Source organism: Streptomyces sp. NBC_01497, assembly GCF_036250695.1.
Classification (GTDB): domain Bacteria; phylum Actinomycetota; class Actinomycetes; order Streptomycetales; family Streptomycetaceae; genus Streptomyces.
This window is the reverse complement of record NZ_CP109427.1, coordinates 7,468,336-7,491,674: the sequence shown is the minus strand read 5'-3', so window position 1 is coordinate 7,491,674 and position 23,339 is coordinate 7,468,336. Positions and strand designations below refer to the sequence as shown.

Sequence of the window (23,339 nt, the reverse complement as noted above, 5' to 3'; positions counted from 1 at the left end):
CCGGGAACCGCTCGTTCGCGCACAAGTCTTGACGCGTACGTAACACCGGAGAACCATCGCACCTACCCAGAGAGCGCTCTCACGCTCTCCGGGTGCCCCGCCCCCATGTCTCCCTCTGCCCAGGAGGTCCATCCCCCCATGCAGCAACCTCCTCAGGACCCTTCCCGCGAGAACGGGTCCTCCCGGCTCAGCCGCCGCGCGTTCACCGCTGCCGCCGCCGGTGCCGTCCTCGGTTCCGCGTTCCTGCCCGCCGCCACGGCGGGTGCCGCACCCCGGGCCGCCGGCCGGCCGGCGAGAGCGGCGTCGCCCGCCGTCTCCGGCGGCGGCGACCTCGGGCCCAACGTCATCGTCTTCGACCCCTCGACCGCCAACATCCAGGGAACCCTGGACACGATCTTCCACCAGCAGGAGTCCGCGCAGTTCGGCACGGGCCGGTACGCGCTGCTGTTCAAGCCCGGTACGTACAACGGCCTCAACGCGCAGATCGGCTTCTACACCTCGATCGCCGGTCTCGGCCGCAACCCCGACGACGTGCAGATCAACGGCGACGTGACCGTGGACGCCGGCTGGTTCAACGGCAACGCCACGCAGAACTTCTGGCGTTCGGCCGAGAACATGGCGCTGACACCGGTCAGCGGCACGGACCGGTGGGCGGTCGCCCAGGCCGCCCCGTTCCGCCGCATGCACATCAAGGGCGGGCTCAACCTCGCCCCCAACGGCTACGGTTGGGCGAGTGGCGGCTACATCGCCGACAGCAAAGTCGACGGCACCATCTCGCCGTACTCGCAACAGCAGTGGTACACCCGGGACAGCCAGATCGGCGGCTGGGGCAACGGCGTCTGGAACATGGTGTTCTCGGGCGTGACCGGCGCGCCCGGGCAGAGCTTCCCCAACCCCGTGTACACCACGCTCGACACGACGCCCGTCTCCCGGGAGAAGCCGTACCTCTACCTCAACGGCAGTGACTACGCGGTCTTCGTGCCGTCGCTGCGGACGAACGCCCGCGGTGTGTCCTGGGCGAACGGCTCCACCCCCGGCACGTCCATCCCGCTCTCGCAGTTCTACGTGGTGAAGGCCGGAGCCACCGCCGCGACCATCAACCAGGCCCTCTCGCAGGGCCTGAACCTGCTGTTCACGCCGGGCATTTACCACGTGGACCAGACGATCAACATCACCCGTGCGAACACCGTGGTGCTCGGCATCGGCTACCCGACGATCATCCCGGACAACGGCGTGACGGCCATGCAGACCGCCGACGTCGACGGCATCAAGCTGGCGGGCTTCCTGCTCGACGCCGGCACCACCAACTCGCCGTACCTGCTGCGGGTCGGGCCCGCGGGCGCGTCCGCGAGCCACGCCTCGAACCCGACAACGGTGCAGGACGTGTTCGTCCGGATCGGCGGCGCGGGCGCGGGCAAGGCCACCACCAGCATGGAGATCAACAGCGCGAACACCATCATCGACCACACCTGGATCTGGCGCGCGGACCACGGCGCGGGCGTCGGCTGGGAGACCAACAGGGCCGACTACGGGCTCAAGGTCAACGGTGCCAACGTGCTCGCCACCGGCCTGTTCGTCGAGCACTTCAACAAGTACTGCGTGGAGTGGAGCGGCGAGGGCGGCCGCACCATCTTCTTCCAGAACGAACTGGCCTACGACGCCCCCAACCAGGCCGCCATCCAGAACGGTTCGACGGCCGGCTACGCCGCCTACAAGGTGGACGCCGCGGTCAACACGCACGAGGCGTGGGGGGTCGGCAGCTACTGCAACTTCACCGCGGCCCCGAGCATCCAGGTGGACCACGGCTTCGAGGTCCCGCAGAAGTCGGGCGTGAAGTTCCACGACGTGCTGGTGGTCTCGCTCGGCGGGATGGGCCAGTACAAGCACGCCATCAACAGCACCGGCACCGCCACCTCGGGCACCAGCACCGTTCCCTCCAACGTGGTCTCCTACCCGTGACGACGCGCCGGCCGCCGGTCCTGGGCCGGCGGCCGGCGCCACCACCGGCGTCGCGCCCGTGCCCCGCGCGGACGTGACGCCGGCACCGTGCCACCACTCCCGCAGGGCCCGGCCAGGCTCCCCCCGCACCCCCCACCGGCCGGGCCCTGCCCCCTGCCCGGGGCCGCGGCGCCGGGCCGCGGCCCGGATCCCGCCCTCCCCGTCCCCGGCCGGCCCGCCACCGCGCCCGGATGGCGCATCAGTTCGAGCGGTGCGCCGCGGGCCGCAGCAGACTTGACGGCATGTCGGGCAAGCGAAGCGCGGGACTCCTGGTGTACCGGCGCACGGGCGACGGTACGGAGGTACTCATCGGCCACATGGGCGGCCCCTTCTGGGCGCGCCGCGAGGCCGCGGCCTGGTCGATGCCGAAGGGCGAGTACGAGGACGACGAGCGGCCGAAGGACGCGGCGCGCCGCGAGTTCAGCGAGGAGCTGGGGCTGACGCCGCCCGAGGGCCCCTGGATCCCCCTGGGCGAGCACCGGCAGCGCGGCGGCAAGACGGTCACGGCCTGGGCCGTCGAGGGGGAGCTGGACCCGGCCGACGCCGTCTTCGGCACGTTCCGCATGGAGTGGCCGCGCGGCTCCGGCATCCAGCGCGATTTCCCCGAGCTCGACCGGGTGGCCTGGGTGTCCGCCGAGGAGGCCGAGAAACGGCTGGTCGCGGGACAGCGGATCTTCCTCGACCGGCTCGGCCTGCACATATCCGACGCCGGCTGACCCGTTCTCCGGTGCCGCAGCGCCGGGCCGACCGGCCCGGGCCGCCGCCCTCGCCTCGCCACAGCCCTCGCCTCGCCGCCGGGGCCGGGACGGCAGGCGCCGCCGCCCGTGCTCGTTCTCCGCTCTCCGTTCTCCGCTCCCCGTCATGACGAAAGGCCCCCTTCGGTGCGTTACCGCACGCATGTCGTCGCCGCGGCCGGCACGTTCTTGGCCGCCGCGTCCGTACTCCCCCACCTGTCCCTGTCCTCCTCGGCGCCGGCCGAACGGACGAGCGCCCTGCGAGGCGCCTTGCCGGACGCGCTCACCGGCGCGGCCGGGCCGCCCACCGCCTTCCTCCAGGAGGGTTCGGTGACCGCGGCGCAACTGCTCGCCCGGGCCGCTCGCTGCGAGCCGGAGTCCAACGGCATGTTCCGGATGGACGACGAGGACGACGAGCCGGCCGTGCCGGTGTGCGGCACGAAGGGCGCCGTGTTCTGGAAGGCCGACCTGGACATCGACTGCGACGGCCGGGCCACCGCCCACTGCAACGAGGACACGGACTCCGAGTTCCAGAACATGACGGCGTTCCCGCAGTCGGACGGGCAGCCGCTCGACGCGGAGGAACTGCCCTACGTCGTGGTGCCCGACCCGAGCGGCACATGGGACTACCGGGCCTCGGGCATCCGCGGCGGCGGGCTCGCCGCCGTCGTGCACGACGGGCAGGTGCAGTACGCGATCGTCGGCGACACCGGTCCGGCCGGGCTGATCGGCGAGGCGTCGTACGCGACGGCGCACGCGCTCGGCATCACGCCGGACCCGGCGGGCGGGGGCACGCCGAAGGACGTGACGTACATCCTGTTCAGGAACACGAAGGTGGAGCCGCTGGAGAGCCACGCGGCCGCCGTGCGGATGGGCGACCGGCTGGCGCGGGAGTTCGTGGCGGGCACACGGTGACGGCTTCGCGGCAGCGGACCGCCCCGGAGAAATAGCGGGCCGCGCCGGAAGGTGGCGGGCCGCGCCGGAAAAGGGGCGGCCCCACCGGCCGGGGGGACGGACCGGTGGGGCCGACGAGCTCCGGCGGCCAAGGGGGGAGAGGCCGCGGGCTCGGGTCGAGAATGCGTGTGCCCCGGGCGCGGGGGCCTCATGCACGCCGCTTCCAAGATTCTTCCCGTCGGGTGTCCCGGCCGCGCGGGCCCGGAGGCGCCAGGCCCCCCGCTGTGCCCGGCGGATCGCCGCGACACCGGCCCGCGCAGCCTCGCAAGGGGCTCCCCCCGGGGCGGCGGGCCCGGGGCCCCGGGGACGCCCGTCGGGGCCGCGGGGCGGGCAGCCGCCATGGGCCGTCTGTGCGCCGGCTGTCCGCTCCCCTTCCCCGAGCGGTGAACGGTGAGTGACCGGATCCGGTCGCGCGGGCATGAGGTCGGGGACGGCTCCGGGCGCCGGTGATCCCTGTCCGGTGATGGGCGCCAGACGTTGGAACCTCGTTCACGCACAGGCCACACCCGGTGTCAAGCATCGAAGTGTGCCCGGGGCGTCGCCCGTGGGGCCACCCCGACGTCGCATCCTCACCCGAGGAAGGCCACCATGTCCCGCATACGCTCCGCAGTCACCTCCCTGGACCGCCGTCACTTCCTCACCGCCGCCGGGGCCGTCGGCGCCTCCGCCGGAATCGGCCTCACGCTGGGCGTGGGCCGGGGCTCGGGCGAGGCGACGGCCGTCGCTCCCGCCGCCGCTCCCGCGCATCCCGCCGTGCCCTCTCCCCGCAGCGCCGCGGACACCACGACCGGGGCACGGGCGCCGAGGGTGCCGGCGCGCACCACCCTCGACTCGGTGGCGACACCCGTCGAGACCCGGACCCGCTACCAACGGCTCGCGGACGGCCCCGGATGGCGCCGGGTGGTGCGCCGCGAACTGGCCGCGCCGGGAGCGGCACGCGCCTCCCGGCGCACCACGCTCACCGCGTTCGTCCAGCTGACCGACCTGCATCTGGCGGACGTGCAGCACCCCGTACGCACCGAGTACCTGCGCGGCGCGGACCTGACCGGCTGGCGGCCCCAGGAGGCGCTGTCGGTGCCGGGCGCGGTGGCGCTGGTCGAGCGGATCAACGCGATCAGGAACGGCCCCGCCACCGGATCGCCCCTGTCCTTCGCGGTGACCACGGGGGACAACACGGACAACAACTCCCGTGCCGAGCTCGACTGGTACCTCACCGTGATGAGCGGCGGACGGATCACTCCCAACACCGGTGACCCGCGGCACTACGAGGGAACGCAGAACTCCGGCGAGAAGCTGTACTGGCAGCCCGGGTCCACGGTCCGCGACGTCGACACACGCCTCGGCTTCCCCCGTCTCGCCGGCTACCTCGACGCGGTGATCCGTCCCGTCACCAGCCCCGGTCTGCGCATCCCCTGGTACTCGACGGTCGGCAACCACGACGCCCTCGCGAGCGGCGCCATGGCCGACAGGTCCGGGTACCTCGCCGAATTCGCCGTGGGCGGGCGCAAGTTGTACGCCGTGACCGAGAGCGAGGCCGAGCCGCTGCGAAAGATCCTCACCGCGGGCAGCCACCCCTCGGGCGACGAACTCGTGGCCCTGCTCCGGCGCGAGCGGCGCCACATGCGGGCGGTCACCCCGGACGAGCGCAGGGCGCCGTTCACCCCGCGCGACTACCTCGCCGCGCACCTGGACCCGTCCCGCACCGGCCCCGGGCCGCACGGCCACGGCTACACGGCCGACAACCTCGCGGCGAACACGCAGTACTACACCTTCCCCATGGGCGAGAACGTCATCGGCGTCAGCGTGGACACCACCGACCGGGGCGGCCACTTCCTCGGCTCGGTGGGCACCGAGCAGCTGACCTGGCTGGAGCGCACGCTCACCCTCCACCAGGACGCGCACGTGATCGTCTTCAGCCACCACAACAGCTGGACGATGACGAACACCCATCCCGACCCGGCGAAGCCGCACGAGGCACGGCACACCGGCGACGAGATGGTCGCGCTGCTGCGCCGGCACCATAACGTCCGCGCGTGGGTCAACGGGCACAGCCACCGCAACCGGATCCTGCCGCACGGCAGCTTCTGGGAGATCTCCACCGCCTCGCACGTGGACCGTCCGCAACTCGCGCGTGTCATCGAGATCGCGGACAACGGCGACGGCACCCTGTCCCTGTTCACCACCCTGATCGAGTCGGGCGCTCCCGCGCGTACCGACATGCAGGACCTGTCGCAGACCGGACTCGCCTCCATGTACCGCGAGTTCGCACACAACGCGCCGGGCGCGAGCACCACCGCGTACGGCTCGGCGGACGACCGCAACACGGAACTGCTGCTGAGCCGCTGAGGCGCGGGCGGGCCGTACGGGGCCCGCGGTCGCCGGCGTGCCGCGCCCACCCGGCACACTGGGGGCGGGACAGCGGCGTCCCCGGACCCACCCGACCCTGCCCAGCCGACCGCGGGAGGCGCCATGGCGCTGCAGATCAGCGCGACCAATCCGGAGCATCCGGCCCAACTGCTCGACCTGCCCTGGGAGACCGTGCTTGAGGAGTGGCCCGAGGCGTGCCTGGTGCCACTGCCCCGCGGCATCTCGCGGCACGTCGTGCGGTTCGCCTCGGCAGGCCCCGAGGTGGTGGCGGTCAAGGAGATCACCGAACGCGCCGCCGTGCGGGAGTTCGAGCTGCTGCGCGGTCTGCACCGGCTGGGCATCCCGGCCGTCGAGGCCCTCGCCGTCGTCACGGGCCGGGTCGCGGCGGACGGCGAGGAGATCGAGTCTGCCCTCGTCACCCGCCATCTCAAGGGCTCCCTCCCCTACCGCTCGATGTTCGAGTCGACGATGCGGCCGAGCACCGTGAAGCGGCTGATGGACGCGCTCGCCGTGCTGCTCGTACGCCTGCATCTGGCGGGGTTCGCCTGGGGGGACTGCTCGCTGTCGAACGCGCTGTTCCGCCGCGACGCGGGCGCGTTCGCCGCGTACCTGGTGGACGCGGAGACCGGTGAAATGCACCCCGCCCTCAGCCAGGGGCAGCGGGAGTACGACATCGAGCTGGCGCGGATGAACATCGCCGGGGAGCTGATGGACCTGGAGGCGTCCGGGGCGCTGCACCCGTCCATCGACCCGGTGCCGTTCGGCGCGGCGATCGTGGAGCGCTACGAGGAGCTGTGGCACGAGCTGACCCGCGAGTCCGTCTACCCCCTCGACAAGCGCCACTACATCGACCGGCGGGTGCGCAGGCTCAACGACCTCGGCTTCGACGTGGCCGAGATGCGGATCGAGAGCTCACCCCAGGGTGACACCGTCCGCTTCCTGCCGAAGGTGGTCGACGCGGGCCACCACCAGCGCCAGTTGCTGCGGCTGACGGGGCTCGACGCGGAGGAGAACCAGGCACGCCGGCTGCTCGGCGACCTGGAGTCGTGGATGGCCACGCAGGACGACTACGCGCCGGGCGACCCGCTCGGCGCCCGTCCCGAGGTCCTCGCGCACCGCTGGGTACGGGACGTGTTCCGGCCGACGGTCCGGGCCGTACCGCCCACGCTGCGCGGCGAGAGCGACATCGCGCAGATCTACCACGAGGTGGTGGAACACCGCTGGTACCTCTCCGAAGAGGCGGGGCACGACGTCGGTCTTGAGGCCACGGTGAAGGACTACGTGGCGAACGTGCTGCCGCAGAACCTGGCGGCGACGACGGTCCAGCACCTCGACCCGGAGCAGGAGGGCTGACCCGCTGCCGGTCGGTGCGCGGGCCGGCCACGGGCTACTGCAGTGCCCGTACCGCCGCGGTGAACACGCCGGGCAGCGCCGCGGCCGTGGGCACCAGCAGGCGGGCCGCCGCCGGGCTGCCCGCCACCCCGACCAGCGCCGTGGTAAGGAGCCGGTGGCGGCGCGTCAGGGCACGCCAGTGCCGCTCGTACGCCTCCGGCCGTCCGGCGGCCAGGCATGCGACGGCCGCGCGCGCCGACGCGAGGCCGAGGGCGATGCCCTCGCCGGTCAGCGCGTCCACGTAACCCGCCGCGTCGCCCACCAGCAGCACCCGGCCCGCGACACGGGTACGGGCACCCTGCCGCAGGGGGCCCGCGCCGCGCACCGCCGTCGCGGGTTCGCCGCCGAGTCGGGCGCGCAGCGCGGGGAAGCCCGCCAGGTGGTCGTCGTAGCCCTGCCGGCGCGAGCTGAGAACGGCCACCCCCACCAGGTCGTCCGCGACCGGGGTGACGTACGCCTCGCCCGCCGGCGACCAGTACACCTCCACGAAGTCCGACCAGGGGGCCGTGCGGTAGTGGCGGCGCTGCCCGAAGCGGCGCGCGGTGCGCGGGCCGGGGGGCAGGTCGAGGCCCAGGGCGCGGCGCACCGGGGAGTGCAGGCCGTCCGCCGCGATCAGCCAGCGGGCGCGGAATCCGCCCGCCGTCACCCCCTCCGGGTCCTGCTCGACGTCCGTCACCCGGCCGACGACCGGTTCGATGCCCGCAGCCGCGGCCCGCCGCAGCAGTGCCGCGTGCAGGTCCGTGCGGCGGATGCCCCGGCCCGGCCCGGGGTCGAACAGCGCCTCGGCGTGGTGGTGTTCGCGCAGGTAGCGAATGCCGCGCAGCGGCCGGCCCGGCGTGGGGCCGACACCGAGCGCGGCCAGCGCCCCGACGCCGCTGGGCATCACGCCCTCGCCGCACGCCTTGTCGACGGGGCCCGTGCGGGGTTCGAGCACCACTGTCTCGAAGCCCGCGGCGGTGGCGTGCAGCGCCGCGGCGAGGCCGGCCGGCCCGCCGCCGGCGACCAGCACGTCGATCACGCCGGCGCGCCCGCGAGGGTGAGGGCCTTGTTCTCGCACCGTATCCGCACCGTCAGCAGCCAGGCGTTGAGCACGGTGAACACCAGGGCGGTCAGCCACGCGGTGTGCACGAGCGGCAGCGCGACGCCCTCCGCCACCACCGCGACGTAGTTGGGGTGGCGCAGCCACCGCAGCCGGTAGGGCCCCCCGGCGACCAGCGGCAGGCCCGGTACGACGAGCACCTTGGTGTTCCAGCGCGGCCCGAGTGTGGTGATGCACCACCAGCGCAGCCCCTGCGCGAGCACAGCGACGGCAAGCATCGGCCAGCCGAGGGCGGCAACGAACGGCCGTGGCCCGAACCATACTTCGGCGAGGCAGCCGAGCAGCAGGCCCGTGTGCAGCACGACCATCGGCGGGTAGTGGCCCCGGCCGTGCTCGACGGCGCCGCGCTCAAGGCTCCAGCGCGTGTTCCTCTTGGCGACGGCCAGTTCGGCGAGGCGCTCCGCGCCCACGGCAAGGACCAGCACGGTGTACCAGATCACAGTCGCTCCCCGATCTCCTTCGTCCGTTCCCCCCGCGGACCCGGGGCTCTCACCAGCGCAGCAGGACGAGTTCGGCGCAGAAGCCCGGGCCCATCGCGAGGAGCAGTCCGGCGCTGCCGGCCGGCGGTGGCCGTTCGGACAATGTGTCACGCAGGACGTGCAGGACGGAGGAGGACGAGAGGTTGCCCACCGATTCGAGCGAACGCCACGTCATGTCGAGGGCCCCGTCGGGCAGGTCCAGCGACTCCTCCACCGCCTGCAGCACCTTCGGCCCGCCGGGATGGCACACCCAGGCGGTGATGTCCTCGCGCGCCAGTCCGTGATCGGCGAGGAACTGGTCCACGTCGGCGGCGAGGTTCTTGCGGACGAGGTCGGGCACGCACGCGTCCAGCACCACGCGGAAACCGGAGGACGTGATGTCCCAGCCCATCACGTCCTCGGTGTCCGGGTACATCCGGCTGCGGGTGTCGATGACGGCCGGCCCGCTCGCGGCGCGGCGCGCGCCGCAGGCGACGAGCGCGGCGGCGCCGTCGCCGAACAGACCGGACGCGACGAGGTTCGCCGGGGAGGCGTCGTTCGGCTGGAAGGTGAGGCTGCACAGCTCCACGGAGAGGAGCACCGCCACGTCGTCCGGCCGGCCGAGCAGGTGGTCGTGCAGCCGGGCGAGGCCGGCGGCGCCCGCCACGCAGCCGAGTCCGAACACCGGGATCCGTTTCACGTCGGGCCGCAGGCCGAGCCGGGCGACCAGCCGGGCGTCCACGGACGGCGCGGCGATGCCGGTCACGGAGGTGAACATCAGCAGGTCGACGTCGCGCGGCGACAGGCCGGCCGCGTCCAGGGCGCCGGTCACCGCCTCGGCCCCGAGCGGCACCGCCGTCTCGATGAACACGTCGTTGGCGTGACCGAAGTCGCCCAGGTCCGGGTAGCGTTCGAGTGGCATCGCCATCGCCCGGCCCGCGACCCCGGCCCCGGCGTGCAGCCGGTCGAGGAGGCGGCGGTCGGCGCCGTCGGGCAGGCACGTCCGCGCCACCATCTCGGTGATCTCGCGCTGGCTGTACCGGTACGGAGGGAGCACTCCGTGGACGGCTGCGATACGTGTCATCTGGAGTCCGATCAGGTGGGGAACGGAACATCACTGCCCGTACTGCGTGCTGTCACACGCCAGATCGCCGGTTCGGCCCCTGACGGAAGTATGACGTTCCCTCTTCCCCCGCCGCGGCGTGACATGCGGCGCCCTGCGGACCGCCCGTGCCTACGATGGCCGGATGGACGCCGTCGAACAGCCGGCACGGGCCGCGCATCCGGACGCCCCGCGGCCCCGCTCCGGGGCCCTCGCACTGCTTGCTTCCTGCCATCCGGGGCCGACCGCCGCGGTGACCGTCCTCGTCGCGGGACTGACGGTGGCGTCGGGCGTGCGGGCCGGCGGCTGCGTACTCGCCACGCTGGCGGTGCTCGCGGGGCAGTTGTCGATCGGCTGGAGCAACGACGCCGTCGACGCGGCGCGTGACGTGGCGGCGGGCCGCCACGACAAGCCGGTCGCGGGGGGCGCGGTGTCCGCGTCGGGGGTGCTGACGGCGGCGCTCGTCGCGTTCGGGCTGTGCGTCCCGCTGTCGCTGCTGTACGGCCCGCTCGCGGGGGCCGTGCATCTGGCGGGGGTGGCGGGCGCGTGGGCGTACAACCTGGGGCTGAAGGCGACAGTGTTCTCCGCGCTGCCGTACGCGGTCGGCTTCGGCTCGCTGCCCGCCTTCGTCGCGCTGGGGCTGCCCGGCGGACCGGCGCCCGCGTGGCAGGTGGTTGTGGCGGCAGCGCTGCTGGGTGTGGGCGCCCACCTGGGCAATGTACTGCCGGACATCGGTGACGACCTCGCCGCCGGGGTGCGGGGCGGGCCCCAGCGCCTGGGACCCGGCGCCGTACGGCTGCTGCTTCCGGTACCGCTGGTGGCGGCGACGGTGCTGCTGGCGGCCGGCCGGCCGGGGGCGGCGGGCGGTGCGGGCGGTGTAGTTGTCGGAGTGGCCCTCGCGGCGGCGGTGGCCGGTTCGGTGGTGGGGCGGCGGCGGCCCCGGGTGCCGTTCCTCACGGCGATCCTGGTGGCGGGGGTGGATGTGGTGCTGCTGCTGTGGCAGGGTGCGGCGTCCTGACGGCGGTCGCGGCCACTGGCCGTTGGCGTGAGCGTGCCGTGACGGTGGCGAGGGATCGAAGGAGGGCAGGGGGTGGACGGGACGGGGCCGGCACCCGAACGGCGCAAGTCACCAGGTCACATCGGGCACCTTCCGCATCGCTCGGCCGTTGTCACCAGTGCTCGACCTGATCTACGAGGAGAGATGACGGCATGGCCCTCTGGGACCGTTTCAAGGAATCCGCCGCGACGATGCAGACGCAGCTGACGGCGAAGAAGAACGACCTCAAGAGCGGGGCGTTCCGTGACGCGAGCATGGCAATGTGCGCGCTGGTGGCCGCGGCGGACGGCTCCGTCGACCCCTCCGAGCGCCAGCGGGTCGCCTCGCTGATCACGGCCAACGACGTGCTCCAGAACTTCCCCGCGGCCGACCTCCAGCGCCGCTTCGACGAGAACGTCGGCAAGCTCCAGGCGGACTTCGCCTTCGGCAAGGTCGGGGTGCTCCAGGAGATCGCGAAGGCGAAGAAGAAGCCGGCCGAGGCCCGCGCGGTGATCCAGATCGGCATCGTCATCGGCGGTGCGGACGGCGACTTCGACAAGTCGGAGCAGGGCGTGGTCCGCGAGGCGTGCTACGCGCTGGGCCTGCCGCCGCACGAGTTCGACCTCTGATCCCCGCGCCGCGGCCGGGCGCCGCGGCGGACCCCGGCCGGGCCGTCCGCCGGACGGTGCGGCCGGGGCGCGGCGCGCCCTGACACGCGGGGCCGTCGTCCCGCGAGGAATGTCCGGTCCGCCCGCTCGACGGTGGCGCGAAGCCGGACGTTCCGGGTCTGTCATACCCTCGTACCCGTTGTCCGTCCCGTCGAAGGGCGTCGGGTGAGGGAGGTTCTTCGTTGCAAGCCTTGGCTGTTCCCCTGTTCGATCCGGCAGCCGGACAAGGTGGCCGTCAGTTCGCCGAGCTGGGGCTGGCTCTGCTCCTGTCGACGCTGATCGGGGCCGAGCGCGCCCGTCAGCAGAAGAGCGCGGGTCTGCGGACGCACACCCTGGTCGGCGTCGGCAGCGCGCTGTTCATGGAGGTTTCGCAGCACGGCTTCAACGCGGTGCTCGGCCTGCAGAACGTGTCCTTCGACCCGTCGCGTGTGGCGGCCCAGATCATCTCGGGCATCGGCTTCATCGGCGGCGGCCTGATCTTCGTACGGCGCGACGCGGTGCGCGGCCTGACGACGGCCGCCACGGTATGGGTGACCTGTGCCGTGGGCATGGCGTGCGGCGGCGGACTGCCGCTGCTGGCCATCGGGGTGACGGGCGTGCACTACCTGGTCGTCCAGGGCTATCCGTGGGCGACCCGGCGCATCCCCGCCCTTTCGACGCCCGAGGTGTCCCGGCTCCATCTGGCGTACCGGATCGGCACGGGCGTGCTGACGCGGGTTCTGGAGTTCACCGCCGCGCGGGGGTTCCAGGTCGTGCAGGTACGGGTGGACCGTGCGGCGCCACCGCCGGACGAGGAAGGCGCGCTCCCCAGAACCGGCGAAGCGGGCACCGCGCTCGTCTACGTCGACGTCGAGGGCAGCGGCAGCGTGGCCGGCCTGGTGGCGGAGCTCTCGGAGTTCGAGGAGCTGCTGAGCGTGTCGTCGCTGCGGGGCGAGGAGGACGCGGGCATCTGAGAGCGCGTCGGGCCGCCCGGCCCGGTCAGCGCGTTCGCAGGCGGCCCGCCAGATCCTCGATCCTGGCGCGCCACGCGGCGAGCGCCGCCTGTGTGTCAAAGGTCTTCGGGCCCGTCTGGGTGAGCACGAGCCGGGCGCCGTAGCCGGTGCCCTCATTCAGTTCCCAGCCGACCGTGCCGCCGTCGGTCCACTCGTAGCTGAGGAAGTGCGGCGGACGCACCTCGGTGACATGTCCCGCGGTCACGTCCCGGTCGGTGAAACCGACCGGCACCGGCAGACCGGGCACGGGCTCGATGCCGTCCGCCAGCACCTCCCAGACCCGCTCGGCCGCGCCGACGAGCTGCCGTTCGAAGCGCACGGTACGGGTGTCGCCCACCGCCGTGACGGTGCCACGGTCCAGTCCGAAGAGATGGACGTACGCGTCGTGGCTCTGGCCCTCGTCGCGGCGCTGCTCCACCGGCGCCCCGTCGAGCAGCCGGCCGAGCGCGGCCATGCACAGATCCCAGCCGGCGGCGAAGCTGGGCGCGCCCGCCCGGTCGTCGAAGGTGTGCGCCAGTGTCAGCCGTGATCCCTCACCGTCCGCCGTGACCGCCCAGGACAGGTGGTCGGCGCCCCAGTTGAACGCGAAGACGAGCGGGGCCCGCACCTCGGTGACGGTCCCGGTGGTCAGGGGGACCTCGCTGACGGGGGCCGCGAACGCGATCGTGCCACCGGGGCGCGGATCCAGGTCGACCTGGAAGGGAAACCATTGAGACAGGGCGGCCGGTTCGGTGAGCGCCGCCCACACCGCGCTCGGCGGCTGCGGGAACCCGCGGACCATGGTCAGGACGTTGCGGCCGTCGGCGACCGTGAGGGCGTCCGCGCTGCGGTGTGCGTTCATGGCCGCTCATCCTGCCAGGCTCGGCCGCGCTTTCAGCCAGTCGACGGTGCCGGAGCCGCGTGGAAACTGGCCGGAATCAGGTAGTGACAGCGCGTCAGCACCGCTCGCATAATGGCGTGGCCGCACGGTGGGGCGATCGACTTCGTCTCTGCTCTCCCGGACATCGCCCCACGGCCAACCGACCCCCGACGGACGGCGCAAGGAGAGCGGCCGTGCATGACGAATTCCTGTGCCATGTCACCGCCTACGGCGTGTGCGGCGGACAGCGCGTCGGTGTCCCGCTCGGCACCTACCGGGCGCCCACCCTGGCCCTCGCCCTGTGGTGGCTGCGCGACCGCGCGACCTGGATCGCCGAGCGCCTCGACCCGGTGCCGGACGGCGGCGGCATCCCCGCCCACGCGCTCGCGCCGGTCGGCGCCGACGTGCCGGACGTACCGGGCACCCTGCGGGCCTGGCGCGACGACACCGACCACCAGGAGATGATCGCCGAGCACCTGGCGCACGGACGGCTGATCCGGGTGGCGACACGCGATGACACCACGGAGTACGAGCTGCTCGCGGAGTCCGTGGACGCGCTGCGGATGGAGCGAGCGGCACCGGTGCCGCTGGTGTCGGCCGTGCCGCGCGCGGAGGAACGCTTCCCCGTGCTCGCGGGCAGCGTGCCGGAACCGTTCGGCGAGACGGTCTGGTTACGCCGCGTGGGTGCGTGAGGGGCGCCTGTACACGGCGCGGCGGGAGCGATGAGTTCGCGGGCCCGATACGGTCCCCCCTCGACAGCCCGACGACGAGAGGGGCATGTGATGCTCGGCGGATCCCAGGCGTTCAGCGGCTTCGCGGTGGACGACATCGAGGCGGCCCGGCGCTTCTACGAGGACACCCTGGGGCTCGACGTGGCGGAGGAGAACGGGCTGCTCAGCCTGGAGCTGGTGGGCGGCACGCACGTCATCGTCTATCCGAAGGAGAGCCACACGCCCGCGTCCTTCACCGTGTTGAACTTCCCGGTCGACGACATCGACGCGGCGGTGGACGAACTGGTGCGCAGGGGTGTGCGCATGGAGCGCTATCCGGGCATGCCGGCCGACGAGCGGGGCGTGATGCGCGAGGCCGGGCCGTACATCGCGTGGTTCACCGACCCGGCGGGCAATGTGCTGTCCGTACTCCAGGACCGGCCGGCCTGAAGGGCCCGGGGGCCGCAGGTCCTCCCCGCGGCCGGACGGCAGGCAGGAACCCGGCCCGCCGCCGGACACGCAGCCCCTGTTCGCGTTGCTCCGTACAGGTGGTCACGCCGTGTCCGTGATCAGGCGTCCGCACCGGGTAGACGCCAGACTGATGCCACGCAGGCAGACCGGGTCAGAGAGGCGAGTGGACGATGTTCGAACCAGAGGACATCCGGGAGTGGCGCGACCATGACGTGGTGGACGTCGGCAAGAAGAAGATCGGATCGCTGGAGGCCATCTACGTGGACACGGCCTCCGACCTTCCGTCGTTCGCGACGGTGACGGTGGGCATGCCGACGAAGCGTCGGCTGGTGTTCGTACCGCTGGTCAACGCCACCGTGGGTCCGGACTACCTGAAGGTCACGGTGGATCGCAAGCTCGCCAAGGAGGCCCCCTCCATCGATGTGGACGGCGAGCTTCCGGCCGAGGAGGAGCCGAAGATCTTCGCGCACTACGGCATGCCGTACCAGACCGGCGCGGGTGGAGAGCGGCGGCTCGGGCGGCGCTAGGCAGGGCGGGGGCGGGGCGGTCCGGGCGCGGGTGCCAGGACCGCCCCGCCGCTCTTGCACCGGACCACCCCGCCGCCGTTCGAGGACCGGACAGGAGAGCCCCGCCGCCGTTCGCGGTCCGGACAGCCTCGCCCCTGTTCAGGCACCGGACAGGACAGCCGGCCGCCGTTCGAGGACAGGACCGCCCCGTCGCCGTTCGCGGGCAGGGGCGGGGCCGCCGGCCTCCCGCTCAGGCGGCGACGGTGCGGAAGCCGCAGTTGGCGGCGGACGAGTGCGGGGTGTTCCCGCTGCGCGCCGCCGTCCGGTAGCGGTCGCAGTACGAGTCGTGGCACAGGTACGAGCCGCCGCGGATGACCGCGACGGAGCCGGTGCGCGGGCCGCGTGGGTCGTGGACCGGTGAGCGCGCGTAGTAGCCGGGGTCGAACCAGTCGGCGCACCACTCCCAGACGTTGCCCGCCGTGTCGTGGAGCCCGAAACCGCCCGCGGGGAAGGTCCCCACGGGCGAGGTGGCGCTCCAGCCGTCCTCCTCCGTGTTCTCCACGGGGAAGGTGCCCTGCCAGATGTTGCAGCGGTGCTCGCCGCCGGGCGTGAGTTCGTCGCCCCACGGGTACCGCAGGGACTCGGCGCCGCCGCGCGCCGCGTACTCCCACTCGGCCTCGGTGGGCAGCCGCCGCCCTGCCCAGGCGCAGTAGGCCTCGGCATCGGTCCTGCTCACCTGGACGACGGGGTGGTCGGCGCGGTCATCGAGGGTGGAGAAGGGCCCGTACGGGTGGCGCCAGTCGGCTCCCCGCACGTCGGTCCACCAGGGGGCCCCGGGAAAGACGGCGAGGACGTCCGCCGGTCCGGCGAGCAGGTGGAGCGCGAAGACGGCGGAGTGCCCGGCCTGTTCGGCCTCGGTCGTGTGGCCGGTCGCGGCGACGAAGGCGGCGAACGCCACGTTGGTGACCGGTACGGCGTCGATGCTGAAGGCGCCGAGGCGTACGGGGTGGACGGGCAGTTCGCCGTCGGCCGCCCTGCCTTCCCCGAAGGCGTCGCCCATCAGGAACGTGCCGGCCGGGATCCGCGCCTGGGCGAGGGGGTGCTGGCCGCGGGCGACGGGCGGGGGCGTCCGGGGCGAGCGTGTCACGGCGGGTGGGAGGTGCGGCTGCCGGTCCTGGCCGCCCGGTGGTCTCTCCTCGCCGGCGCGGGGCGGGGCGCAGCAGGGGCGCGCTGTCATCTTCCGCCTCCTTGCGTAGAATGGCGCGGGCCAATAGGGGACTAATCCTATAGCTGCCCCGTGGCCGGCCGGAGACGGGACCGCGTGGTGATCAAGTTCGAACACATCCTGCTGGGCCTGTTCGCCCAACGGCCCTGGAGCGGGTACGACCTGAAGAAATGGCTGTCGGATGGCGGCAAGTTCTTCCGATCCAACGCCGACCAGAGCCAGATCTACCGGCTGCTCGGCCGGATGGAGGACAGCGGCTGGATCACCCACACCGTGGACGCGCGGGAGAAGCGCCCGGACGCGAAGGTCTACACGATGACCGACGAGGGGCGCGCCGAACTGCTGGCCTGGGCGCGCTCTCCCTACCGGCCGCCGGCCCGTCTGCAGGACCCGGACTTCCTCGCGCGGTTCTACTTCGGCGGGATCGTCGACCCCGTCGGGCTGCGCTCGCTGATCTGCACGGAACTCGCCGCCCGCCAGGATCAGGTGGCCCGCTACCGGGGGCGCGATCGCGCAGCGCGGTTCCTCTCGCCGGTCCCCGAGGTCGACATCCCGAGGGCCCGGCTCCTGGAGGAGCTGACCCACATCCGGGGCATGGCCGAGATCGACTCCTGGATCGCCTGGCTGAAGGAGATGCTGGTCGTGCTGGACGCGGCCGGGGTGACCACACCGCCCGCGCCGTCCTGACCGCTGCGACCGCCCGGCCCGGCCCGGCCCTGCCCACGAGGACCGTCCCACCCCTGAAGGAGCCCCCCGCGTGCGCGCGATCATGGTCATGTTCGACACCCTCAACCGGCGCTTCCTGCCGCCCTACGGCGCCCAGGGCATACACGCGCCCCACTTCGAGCGGCTGAGCCGTCTCACGGCCGTGTTCGACAACGCGTACGCGGGGAGCATGCCGTGCATGCCGGCCCGGCGGGAGATCCACACCGGCAGGCACAACTTCCTGCACCGCTCGTGGGGCCCGCTGGAGCCCTACGACGACTCGGTGCCGGAGATCCTGTCCCACGCCGGTGTCCACACGCACCTGGTGACCGACCACCAGCACTACTGGGAGGACGGCGGCGCGACGTACCACAACCGCTACGACTCCTACGAGTTCTTCCGCGGCCAGGAGGGCGACAAGTGGAAGGGGCAGGTGGCCGACCCGGTGCTGCCGCCGGCCCTTGGCGGACGGTCGGACGCGGGGCGCCGCCAGGACTGGATCAACCGGCAGTACATGGCGACGGAGGACCTCCACCCGCAGACACTGACGGTCGACGCCGGTCTGGAGTTCATCGGCACGAACGCCGCCGCCGACCGCTGGTTCCTCCAGATCGAGTGCTTCGACCCGCACGAGCCGTTCTTCACCTACGACGAGCACCGCTCGCACTATGTGCACGACCTCACCGACGACGACACCGTGCAGGCCGACTGGCCCGCCTACCGGCGGGTCACCGAGAGCGGTCCGCAGGTCGCCCGGATGCGCGCGGAGTACGCGTCGCTGCTGACGATGTGCGACGCGTCGCTCGGCCGGGTGCTCGACGCGATGGACGAACACGCGCTGTGGGACGACACGATGCTGATCGTCTGCACCGACCACGGCCTGCTCCTCGGCGAGCACGGCTGGTGGGGCAAGAACGTGCAGCCCTGGTACGACGAGAACATCCACACACCGCTGTTCATCTGGGACCCGCGCAGCGCGGTGCGGGGCGAGCGGCGCGCGAGCCTCGTGCAGACCATCGACTTCGGTCCGACGCTGCTGGACTACTTCGGCGTCCCCACGCCCGGCCTGATGCAGGGCGCCTCGCTCGGGGACACGGTCGCCGAGGACGCGCCGGTGCGGGAGGCGGGGCTGTTCGGCGCGTTCGGCAGCCACGTCAACGTGACGGACGGCCGCTACGTGTACATGCGGGCGCCGCTGCGGGAGAGTAATGACCCCCTCTACGAGCACACACTGATGCCGACGCACATGGCGAGCCGGTTCGCGCCCGGGGAACTCCGGGACGCGGAGCTGGTGAAGCCGCTGCCGTTCACCAAGAACGTGCCCGTGCTGCGGATCCCGGGGAGCACCTGGGGCAATCCGCACGCGTTCGGCACGCTGCTGTTCGACCTGGACAACGATCCGGAGCAGCGGCGTCCGTTGCTCTCGGACGAGCTGGAGCTGCGGATGGCGACCCTGCTCACGGAGCGGATGCGGGCTTCCGACGCCCCGGAGAGCCAGTTCGAGCGGCTCGGCCTGCCGGTGACGGGGCCGGTGTGCGAGGAGCATCTGCTGGCGCGCCGCCAGTACGCGCTGGTGCTCGCGTCGACACAGGCCATGCCCCCGGCCGAGGAGTTCGCCCGCGTCTCGCCCAACGTGACGACACCGCTCGGCGACCTGCTCACGGACGAGCGGGCGCGCGCGGCGGTGCTGCGCCATCTGCCGCTCGTGGCGAACCCCGAGTTCGCGCGGCGTGTCGCCGACCGGTCCCCGTACCAGCTGGCGGCGACGACGCCGGGTGTCTCGGCGACGGCGCTGCGCGCGCTGGACGAGGAACTCGCGGACCTCGCGGGCCCGGCCGAGGCGTAGCCGACCGGCGGGGTGCGCGGACGGCACAGGGCCGCGCCCGGCGGCGCGGCCCTGCCCGGGGCCCCGGCCGGCCTCCCCGGCGGCGCGGCGCGTCCGTCGTGAGCGCGGCCGGGCCGCGCGGGGGCGCCGCTGCTGCACCGGGCCGGCGAACGGCGTGGCGAGGTCATGCCGACGCGGCGCCGGAGTGCGAGCACCCGCCTTCGCCTCGGCCCCGGCCCGTTTCCGCTCCACCGAGGGACACCCCGCCCGCTTGGCGCCGCGGTACCCGAGGCCGCCAGGGGCCCGGCGTCTCCCGGCCGCCCCGCATCCGTGCCGCTTCATACGGTGACACGCGTGCAGGTGATCTTGCGGGACTGGTCCTCCAGGAGAAAGAGCCGGTAGTCGGGCTGTTGTGAACGGGTTACGGACTGCGTGCGACCCCCGGGATGACGGTCGTTTACGGGCGAACCGCCTATATGATCCGGTCCACGCCGTGTGCGTGTCCGAGCAGCCGTTCGGGAACACCCGCCGAGCCACAGCGAGCTGAGGGGTAACGACGCGATATGACCCGGAAGCATGTCAGCGAGACCGACCGGCCGGGCCGGGTCCTGCGCATCAGACGCAGGATCGCGGGCTCCGCGGTCGAGCTGGCCTGGATCCGGGGCCGCGAGATGGAACTGATGCACCGGGCCATGGGGTTCGCGGCGCTCGGCTTCCTCACCCTCGTTCCCCTGCTGATCCTGGTCGCGGCCGCCGACCCGGCGAGCGGCCACGGCTTCGCCCGCTGGCTGGGGCAGGGCATCGGCGTCTCCGCGGGGCCGCAGCGGGAGATCCAGCAGCTGTTCGGCCGGCCCAGGCAGGCGCTCCAGGGAACCACGGCCCTCGGCCTCGCGGCGCTCGCCGTGTTCGGTCTGAGCTTCGGGGGCGCGGTGCAGACCGGGTACGAGCGGGTCTGGGACCTGTCGACGGCCCGCTGGCACACGGCGTGGCGCCATGTGGTGTGGCTGGCGGCCCTGGTCGTCTACCTGATCATCTTCGTCAACACACCGGTGACATCGGACTCGGTGGCCTGGAAGCTCTTCGGCACGATCGGTGACGTGGTCGCCGCGTTCCTGTTCCTCTGGTGGTCGCAGCGCGTGCTGCTCGCGGGCCGGGTGCGGTGGGGCGCGCTGCTGCCCGGCGCCATCGCGACGGCGCTCGGCATGCTGGGCCTGCGGATCTTCTCCCAGCTGGTGTTCTCGCCGCTGATCGCGTCGAGCGCGGTGACCTACGGCCCGTTCGGCACGGTCCTGGTGATCCAGTCCTGGCTGGTCGGCGTGGGGTTCGTCGTCTACGGCGGAGCGCTGGTGGGACGGCTCTACCACGAGAACCGGACACAGAAGCGGCTGCGGGAGCCCGGCGGCGCGACACGGCCCGGGCGGCCCGGAGGCTGAGGAGCCCCGGGCCGCCCGCACGTGCCGACGCGGTGCCGATGTGGCGCCCGCCGGCACCCGCGCGGCGGTGGCGCCCGCCAGGCGAGGTGCGTCACCGGGCACCGGAGCGCCCGGCGCGCCGGCCCGCGGCAGGACCGGTCACCGCGACACCGTGAGTCACCGCGACGCCGCACGCCGTACGCCGGTCGCCGTACGCCGTTCGCCGTTCGCCGTTCGCCGTTCGCCGGTCAGCAGCTGAGGTTGCCGCCCGGGTCGACGCCGAGTATCTGGGCGAAGTCCGTGTAGTTGTTGACGCGGTCCTGCACCTCGGCGGGGTTGCCTCCGTTGCATTCGATGGACCCGTTGATGGAGCGGATGGTCTCGCCGAACCCGCTGCCGTTGACGATGGCGTCGTGCGGGGTCATGGTGCCGGGGCCGCTCTGGGTGTCCCAGTACCACAGGCCCGTCTTCCAGGAGACGGACGCGTCGTTCTGGACCAGGTCGGGGTTGTCGAGCAGGTCGATGCCGAGCGCGTCGCCCGCCGCCTTGTAGTTGAAGTTCCAGCTCAGCTGCAGCGGGCCGCGCCCGTAGTACTTGTCCGTGCCCGCGGGGCAGCCGTAGGGCTGGCTGGTGTCGCAGTAGTGCGGGTAGTTGGCGGTGTTCTGCTCGACGACGTACTGCAGCCCGCCGGTCTCGTGGCCGACGTTCGCGAGGAAGGCCGCGGCCTCCTGCCTCTTGACGGTGTCAGTGCCGGTGTTGGCGAAGCCCGGGTACGCGGCGAGAGCGTCGGTCAGTCCGCCGTACGTGTAGAAGGAGTTCCTGTTCGGGAACATCTGGTCGAACTGGGACTCGCTGACCACGAAGGAGGCGGCGGCCCGCGCGCCGGCGGCCGGGGAGGTACCCGGGGCGGCGGCCTGTGCGGGGGCGAGGGTGAGGGCGGAGAGCGCGGCCGTGGATGCGGCGGCTGCGAACAGGGCGATGAGGCTTCGACGCAAGGGAGTTCACTCCTCCCCGGGCCACCGTCCCCACGACGGCCCGGATCCTGTGGGGGGAGCCCGGAGACGCGGGTGGGAGCCGCGAGGGACCCCGGGCACAACGGGGTCACACCTCCCGCGCAGGTGGGGGCGCGAGGGGTGTGGATTCGATGCGTTCGCAAAGACCCCGGCTTTGGACTAGACCATACCCACCGACGTGTCCTCGTCAAGAGTGCAGACGGCATCCATCCGTTCGGGTACGGACCGCGCGTGCGGGAGCGAAAGGCCCGGGGAGGTGTCCCCGCGGCGGCCGCAACGACGAGGGGACCAGGGGGCGGTACGGGCCTCGTCGGACGTTCACGGGCGGCCGGTGGAGTTCGGGCCGACCGGACGCGCGCCGGGAGCCGGCACCGGCCGCGACGGAGCAACTCAACCTCGACCAGCCCGAGATGACCGGGACGCCCCCGCGCGTGGCACGCCACGCGCGGCGACAGGGCGGACGGGCCGCCGGGCAGCACCGCGTCAGGCGCGCGGGACGGCGCCGGGGCGGACGGTCCGCCGGGCGGGCGTCAGGCAGCAGCCGATGACGCGGCCGTGAGCCCGGGGCCCGGTCCGCGGCAGCGGCGGCGCCCCCTCGTACTGTGGCGGGATGAGTGATCCATCCCGTACGCGTCCCCGGCTCGGCTATCCCGCGGCGGCCCTCGTGTTCGCCATCGGCATGCTGGGTACGACACTCCCCACCCCCCTGTACGGGCTGTACCGCGAGGAACTCGGTTTCTCGGAGTTCGTGGTGACGATCGTCTTCGCCGTGTACGCGGTGGGCGTGATCGCGGTGCTGCTGCTCGCGGGCAACTTCTCCGACGAGGCCGGCCGCAGGCCTGTGCTGCTGTGTGCGCTCGCCCTGTCGGCGGCGAGCGCCCTGTGCTTCCTGTTCGAGGGCGGACTCGCGGTGCTGCTGGTGGGCCGCCTGCTCTCCGGTTTCTCCGCGGGCCTGTTCAGCGGCGCCGCCACGGTCACCGTCATGGAGGTCGCTCCCCCGGACAAGGCCCGGCGGGCCGGATTCGCCGCGACCGCCGCGAACATGGGCGGCCTCGGCTGCGGGCCGCTGATCGCGGGGCTGCTCGCGCAGTTCGAGCCCTCACCCCTGAGTCTGCCGTTCCTGGTGGACCTGGCCCTGATCGTGGTGGCGTGCCTGCTGCTGTGGGGCCTTCCCGAGACGGTGGCGCAGCGGCGCAGGCCCCGGCTCAGGCCCCAGGGTCTGCGGGTGCCGCCGGAGGTGCGGGGCGTGTTCGCGCCCGCCGCGGTCGCCGGGTTCGCGGGGTTCGCGCTGCTCGGTCTCTTCACGGCCGTCGCGCCGAGCTTCCTCGCGCAGACGCTGAAGGAGCGGGACCTCGCGGTGGCCGGCGCCGTGGTGTTCTCGGTGTTCCTCGCGTCCGTCGTCGGGCAGTCGCTGACGGACCGTATCGGTGCCCGGCGCACGCTGCCCGGCGGCAGCTTCGTCCTGGTGGCCGGCCTGCTGCTGGTGGCGGGCGCGCTCTACTGGGAGTCGCTGCCGCTGCTGGTGGCGGGCGCGCTGTGCGGCGGCCTCGGCCAGGGGCTCTCGTTCCGAGCGGCGATCGGTGCCCTCAGCGCGGCGGCGCCGCCGGAGCATCGGGGGGCCACGATCTCGTCGTTCTTCGTGATCGCCTATCTGGGCATCTCGCTGCCGGTGGTGGGGGTCGGCGCGATCAGCCTGCTGACGGGGCTCCGGGACGCGGGGCTCATCTTCTCCGCGTGCGTGATGCTGCTGGCCGTGTGCGTGGGACTGTACGTCCTGCGCAGGCCGCCCCGGCCCGCCTGACGGTCCCGCCGC

General features: G+C 73.0%; 20 protein-coding genes and 1 pseudogene. 15 read left to right on the top strand and 6 right to left on the bottom strand.

The window, feature by feature from the left end:
* Positions 1–138: 138 nt before the first annotated feature.
* The 5 genes from OG310_RS31770 to OG310_RS31750 all read left to right on the top strand — a co-directional run bounded on the left by OG310_RS31770 (position 139) and on the right by OG310_RS31750 (position 7,406).
* Positions 139–1,959 (top strand): coagulation factor 5/8 type domain-containing protein, encoded by a 1,821-nt coding sequence (locus tag OG310_RS31770; RefSeq protein WP_329459284.1) that lies wholly within the window; start codon positions 139–141, stop codon positions 1,957–1,959.
* A gap of 281 nt (positions 1,960–2,240) precedes the next feature.
* The gene (locus OG310_RS31765) at positions 2,241–2,714 is read left to right on the top strand and encodes an NUDIX domain-containing protein (RefSeq protein ID WP_329459283.1); all 474 of its coding nucleotides are present in this window, start codon (positions 2,241–2,243) and stop codon (positions 2,712–2,714) included.
* Positions 2,715–2,879: 165 nt separating this feature from the next.
* Positions 2,880–3,647, top strand: a complete 768-nt coding sequence (locus OG310_RS31760; protein ID WP_329459282.1) for a glycoside hydrolase family 75 protein — start codon at positions 2,880–2,882, stop codon at positions 3,645–3,647.
* Between the two features lie 627 nt (positions 3,648–4,274).
* Positions 4,275–6,032, top strand: a complete 1,758-nt coding sequence (locus tag OG310_RS31755; RefSeq protein WP_329459281.1) for a TIGR03767 family metallophosphoesterase — start codon at positions 4,275–4,277, stop codon at positions 6,030–6,032.
* Positions 6,033–6,155: 123 nt separating this feature from the next.
* Positions 6,156–7,406, top strand: a complete 1,251-nt coding sequence (locus OG310_RS31750) for a DUF4032 domain-containing protein (protein WP_329459280.1) — start codon at positions 6,156–6,158, stop codon at positions 7,404–7,406.
* A gap of 34 nt (positions 7,407–7,440) precedes the next feature.
* Here the strand turns inward: OG310_RS31750 and OG310_RS31745 are convergent, their stop codons facing one another.
* The 3 genes from OG310_RS31745 to OG310_RS31735 are packed head-to-tail and all read right to left on the bottom strand — an operon-like array spanning position 7,441 to position 10,086.
* A complete protein-coding gene (locus tag OG310_RS31745) occupies positions 7,441–8,463 on the bottom strand; it encodes an NAD(P)/FAD-dependent oxidoreductase (RefSeq protein WP_329459279.1) in 1,023 nt (340 codons plus the stop codon).
* The gene (locus OG310_RS31740; RefSeq protein WP_329459278.1) at positions 8,460–8,984 is read right to left on the bottom strand and encodes an isoprenylcysteine carboxyl methyltransferase family protein; all 525 of its coding nucleotides are present in this window, start codon (positions 8,982–8,984) and stop codon (positions 8,460–8,462) included. Before OG310_RS31740 ends, OG310_RS31745 begins: the two co-directional genes overlap by 4 nt.
* 49 nt (positions 8,985–9,033) lie before the next feature.
* Positions 9,034–10,086, bottom strand: coding sequence for a type III polyketide synthase (locus OG310_RS31735; RefSeq protein WP_329459277.1), 1,053 nt, complete (start codon positions 10,084–10,086; stop codon positions 9,034–9,036).
* A gap of 163 nt (positions 10,087–10,249) precedes the next feature.
* Here OG310_RS31735 and OG310_RS31730 point away from each other — a divergent pair, with 163 nt between their 5' ends.
* From OG310_RS31730 to OG310_RS31720, 3 genes are all read left to right on the top strand, one after another.
* Entirely contained in the window at positions 10,250–11,122 is an 873-nt protein-coding gene (locus OG310_RS31730) for a UbiA family prenyltransferase (protein ID WP_329459276.1), read from the top strand.
* Positions 11,123–11,313: 191 nt separating this feature from the next.
* Positions 11,314–11,769, top strand: coding sequence for a tellurite resistance TerB family protein (locus tag OG310_RS31725; protein ID WP_329459275.1), 456 nt, complete (start codon positions 11,314–11,316; stop codon positions 11,767–11,769).
* A 221-nt stretch (positions 11,770–11,990) separates the two neighbouring features.
* A complete protein-coding gene (locus tag OG310_RS31720) occupies positions 11,991–12,761 on the top strand; it encodes an MgtC/SapB family protein (RefSeq protein ID WP_329459274.1) in 771 nt (256 codons plus the stop codon).
* 25 nt (positions 12,762–12,786) lie between these two features.
* On the opposite strand, the gene OG310_RS31715 is transcribed toward OG310_RS31720, so the two are convergent.
* Complete coding sequence (locus OG310_RS31715; protein ID WP_329459273.1) at positions 12,787–13,641, bottom strand: SRPBCC family protein; 855 nt, start codon at positions 13,639–13,641, stop codon at positions 12,787–12,789.
* Positions 13,642–13,853: 212 nt separating this feature from the next.
* On the opposite strand from OG310_RS31715, the pseudogene OG310_RS31710 reads away from it, so the two are divergent.
* From OG310_RS31710 to OG310_RS31700, 3 genes and pseudogenes are all read left to right on the top strand, one after another.
* A pseudogene (locus OG310_RS31710) lies at positions 13,854–14,243 on the top strand (hypothetical protein); the annotation flags it as partial.
* 198 nt (positions 14,244–14,441) lie between these two features.
* Positions 14,442–14,819, top strand: coding sequence for a VOC family protein (locus OG310_RS31705; RefSeq protein ID WP_329459272.1), 378 nt, complete (start codon positions 14,442–14,444; stop codon positions 14,817–14,819).
* Between the two features lie 191 nt (positions 14,820–15,010).
* Positions 15,011–15,367 (top strand): PRC-barrel domain-containing protein, encoded by a 357-nt coding sequence (locus OG310_RS31700; protein ID WP_329459271.1) that lies wholly within the window; start codon positions 15,011–15,013, stop codon positions 15,365–15,367.
* Between the two features lie 229 nt (positions 15,368–15,596).
* On the opposite strand, the gene OG310_RS31695 is transcribed toward OG310_RS31700, so the two are convergent.
* Positions 15,597–16,583 carry a formylglycine-generating enzyme family protein gene (locus tag OG310_RS31695; RefSeq protein WP_329459270.1) on the bottom strand — a complete coding sequence of 329 codons (987 nt, stop codon included), beginning with the start codon at positions 16,581–16,583 and terminating at the stop codon, positions 15,597–15,599.
* 87 nt (positions 16,584–16,670) lie between these two features.
* Here OG310_RS31695 and OG310_RS31690 point away from each other — a divergent pair, with 87 nt between their 5' ends.
* From OG310_RS31690 to OG310_RS31680, 3 genes are all read left to right on the top strand, one after another.
* Positions 16,671–17,258 carry a PadR family transcriptional regulator gene (locus tag OG310_RS31690; RefSeq protein WP_329459269.1) on the top strand — a complete coding sequence of 196 codons (588 nt, stop codon included), beginning with the start codon at positions 16,671–16,673 and terminating at the stop codon, positions 17,256–17,258.
* A 70-nt stretch (positions 17,259–17,328) separates the two neighbouring features.
* The gene (locus tag OG310_RS31685; RefSeq protein ID WP_329459268.1) at positions 17,329–19,122 is read left to right on the top strand and encodes a sulfatase; all 1,794 of its coding nucleotides are present in this window, start codon (positions 17,329–17,331) and stop codon (positions 19,120–19,122) included.
* 542 nt (positions 19,123–19,664) lie between these two features.
* On the top strand, positions 19,665–20,534 hold the full coding sequence (locus OG310_RS31680; protein WP_443078780.1) for a YhjD/YihY/BrkB family envelope integrity protein: 870 nt from the start codon (positions 19,665–19,667) through the stop codon (positions 20,532–20,534).
* Between the two features lie 227 nt (positions 20,535–20,761).
* Here OG310_RS31680 and OG310_RS31675 read toward each other — a convergent pair whose 3' ends face one another.
* Positions 20,762–21,508, bottom strand: a complete 747-nt coding sequence (locus OG310_RS31675; protein ID WP_329459267.1) for a chitinase — start codon at positions 21,506–21,508, stop codon at positions 20,762–20,764.
* Between the two features lie 628 nt (positions 21,509–22,136).
* Between OG310_RS31675 and OG310_RS31670 the strand changes: the two genes are divergently transcribed.
* On the top strand, positions 22,137–23,327 hold the full coding sequence (locus OG310_RS31670; protein ID WP_329459266.1) for an MFS transporter: 1,191 nt from the start codon (positions 22,137–22,139) through the stop codon (positions 23,325–23,327).
* The last annotated feature ends 12 nt before the right edge of the window (positions 23,328–23,339 follow it).